Annotated in this window: 4 protein-coding genes; 1 reads left to right on the top strand and 3 read right to left on the bottom strand. The window is 62.5% G+C overall.

The annotated features are described in order from the left end of the window. The coding region (locus QMX79_RS20505; RefSeq protein WP_282248421.1) for a transposase at positions 1-563 on the top strand (563 nt) is incomplete at its 5' end. Between the two features lie 106 nt (positions 564-669). Here the strand turns inward: QMX79_RS20505 and QMX79_RS20500 are convergent. The 3 genes from QMX79_RS20500 to QMX79_RS20490 all read right to left on the bottom strand — a co-directional run bounded on the left by QMX79_RS20500 (position 670) and on the right by QMX79_RS20490 (position 2,718). Further along, positions 670-954, bottom strand: coding sequence for a hypothetical protein (locus tag QMX79_RS20500; RefSeq protein ID WP_069953517.1), 285 nt, complete (start codon positions 952-954; stop codon positions 670-672). Positions 955-1,048: 94 nt separating this feature from the next. Further along, positions 1,049-2,017, bottom strand: a complete 969-nt coding sequence (locus QMX79_RS20495; protein WP_164146004.1) for a magnesium and cobalt transport protein CorA — start codon at positions 2,015-2,017, stop codon at positions 1,049-1,051. After that, a complete protein-coding gene (locus QMX79_RS20490; protein ID WP_164146003.1) occupies positions 2,014-2,718 on the bottom strand; it encodes a glutathione S-transferase N-terminal domain-containing protein in 705 nt (234 codons plus the stop codon). The genes QMX79_RS20495 and QMX79_RS20490 overlap by 4 nt, the downstream gene beginning before the upstream one ends. Positions 2,719-2,835: the final 117 nt, after the last annotated feature.

Here is a 2,835-nt window from a genome sequence, read left to right as displayed (position 1 = left end):
CGGAAGCACACGAAAGCCACAAGCTCGAAAAGCTGTGCCGCTACATCACGCGCCCGGCGATCAGCGAGCAGCGGCTGTCGATCTCACCGCAGGGTAGGGTGCGGTATCAGCTCAAGACGCCGTGGCGCAATGGCACCACGCATGTCGAATGGGATGCGGTGGACTTCATCGCCAAGCTGGCGGCACTGGTCCCGCCACCTCGCGCGCATCTCACCCGCTTCCACGGCGTATTCGCCCCGAATGCAAACCTGCGTGCGCAGCTGACGCCCTCGGGGCGCGGCAGGCGGCCTGCGGGCGATGCGGTGCCGGTTGACGCAAGCGCCCACGACGAGCCGCGCAGCCCCGAGCAGAAGCGCCGTGCGATGAGCTGGGCGCAACGGCTCAAGCGGGTCTTTTCCATCGACGTCACCACCTGCGCCCACTGCGGCGGCGCGGTGCGGATCGTCGCCAGCATCGAGGAACCCACCGCCATCCGCGCCATCCTCGCCCACTTCGAGAAGCACGGCGCGCTGGAGCAAGCGCACTACCGGCCCGCAGCGCGCGCGCCGCCGCCGGCCGCGTGACGAGGTGCCGGCCACACAGCCGGCAGCCAAGCCAGAGTCGGATCCGATGCGGCCACGACCCCGCAGGGCTGCGCTCGGCCCTGTGCCGGGATTCGGTGAGAAATGGCTACGCACTGAGCCGCTGCGCGGCCCCGCGATGTCGAAAACCCACGCATGAACCCCCGATCTGTGCCCGATCTGTGCCCAAAGCGGCGCTTGCGCGGCCGCTTCCTACCCGCCAGACTCGCAAAAAAGGGCGGTTGAACTTCCTATACCCAATGGTGCACGCGTCGAGGATCGATCCAAGTTCGAGATCAACGAGATTGCCGTCCTTGACGCGGTATTCGCGGTCATAGCCCTTGGCGATGAACGACTGGACTGCTTCTAGAACGTCGGTCACTTCGGATGTCATGCGCGCACTTTCATATCGAGTTGGATTGGACGCGCTTCCGCACAAGTCGTGCTTTGGTCCATCAGATGACGGAGAAGAGCGCGGAGTGCGGAGTTCATAGCCACTTGGACTTCTTGAAGCGCACGAACAGGATGAGGCTGGACACCGCGATCAGCCCGAGCACGACGAAGTAGCCATAGGTCGTGTTCAGTTCCGGCATGTTCTTGAAGTTCATGCCGTATATTCCGGCGATCGCCGTCGGGACTGCGAGTATCGCCGCCCAGGCAGCGAGCTGGCGGGTGACCACCCCGATCCTTTGCGCTTCCAGAAGGCTGCTGGCCTCAAAGACCGTGGACAGGACAAGCAGGAGGCCGTCGACCATGGACTGCACGCGGTGGACATGGTCCGCGACGTCGTGGAAATATGGTGTCATTTCGGCGCTGATGCAGGGAAAGTGGCCGCGAACGAGCTTTCGCACCAGCTCGGCCATAGCCCCGAGCGTGCGCTGGAACCGCGTGAGTTCGGACCTTAGTTCGAAGATTCGCGCCACCTCTTCTGGCCCGAGGAAGTCGTGCAGCGACCGTCGTTCCATGGCCAGGACGTCGTCCTCGATCATTTCGAAGATGGGCAGATACTGGTCGACCACGCGGTGCAGGATCGCATGCAGCACATAGTCGACACCCTTGCCGAACTGCGTCGGCGATGCCTCGAGTTGCGCCCGAAGTTTGCCCAGCGCTCCGGCGTTGCCGTGCCGCACGGTGATGAGGTGATTGTGACCGGTGAAGATCGCCATCTTGCCGTAGCTGATCCGGTCGCCGACCAGTTCGGCGGTCTGCGCGACGATGTATAGCTCATCGTTGTAGACTTCGAGCTTGGGCGGGCACAGCGGGTGCATCGCGTTGTCGATTGCCAGCGGATGCAGATTGTACGTCGTTTGGATCGCGCGAAGTTCGTCGTCGGTAGGCTCGCTGAGCGCGATCCAGCAGAAGCCCGAACGACTCTCGCCCAGTTCAATGCGCTCGTCGAGCGCGATTTCCCGGACTCGCTTGCCTTCGTTGTAATAATAAGCGGCGATGATGGTCATGCAGGCCTCGCAGGAATTCGCAGGCCACGCTGTACCGCGGGCCGCGCCAGCCCGCGCCCGACCCATGCCTGGACGTTAGGATAGCTGCTAAGGCCGAGGATGTCGCCAGCAGCGTAAAATTCAACCAGCGCATTCACCCAGCCAAACGTCGCGATGTCCGCGATCGAGTAATCATCGACAATCCATTCGCGGTCTTCCAGGCGGCGATCTAGGACCCCGAGAAGACGCTTGGATTCATCGATAAAGCGCTGCCGAGGCCGCTTGTCCTCATAATCCTTGCCAGCAGATCGCAGGAAAAAGCCAAGCTGGCCGAAGGTCGGCCCGATGCCGGACACTTGAAAGAACACCCAGGCCAGAGTCTCGTATCGTTGGGTGGGTGTGGTTGAGATGAACTGGCCAGTCTTTTCGGCCAGATAGACGAGGATCGCACCGGTTTCCCATATGCCAATGGGCTGGCCGTCAGGGCCAGCCGGATCGATGATCGCGGGTATGCGGCCGTTGGGATTCAACGACACGAACGCTGGATCTTTCGATTCGTTGTTCGAGATGTCGACGAAGTGGGGCTCGTACGGCAGGCCAGTCTCCTCCAGCATCATCGAGACCTTGACGCCGTTGGGCGTGGGGGCCGCGTATAGTTGCAGGCGATCCGGATAAGATGCTGGCCAGCGCTGCGTGATGGGAAAGGAGGAGAGGTCTGTCATATCTGGATCCTGGCACTGCGACGGCGGCTGAATGAAATGATCTGCTTCAAGGCCAGGTTCGACGACCGCGGCGATTGACGCGGGCGTCCAAGGTTGCGCACCCGCTCGCCGCGCCAC

It is taken from the genome of Stenotrophomonas sp. PS02300, from assembly GCF_029959395.1.
In the GTDB taxonomy this organism is placed as follows: domain Bacteria; phylum Pseudomonadota; class Gammaproteobacteria; order Xanthomonadales; family Xanthomonadaceae; genus Stenotrophomonas; species Stenotrophomonas maltophilia_AD.
Note: the sequence above shows the minus strand (reverse complement) of the source record. Positions and strands in the feature narration are given on the sequence as shown.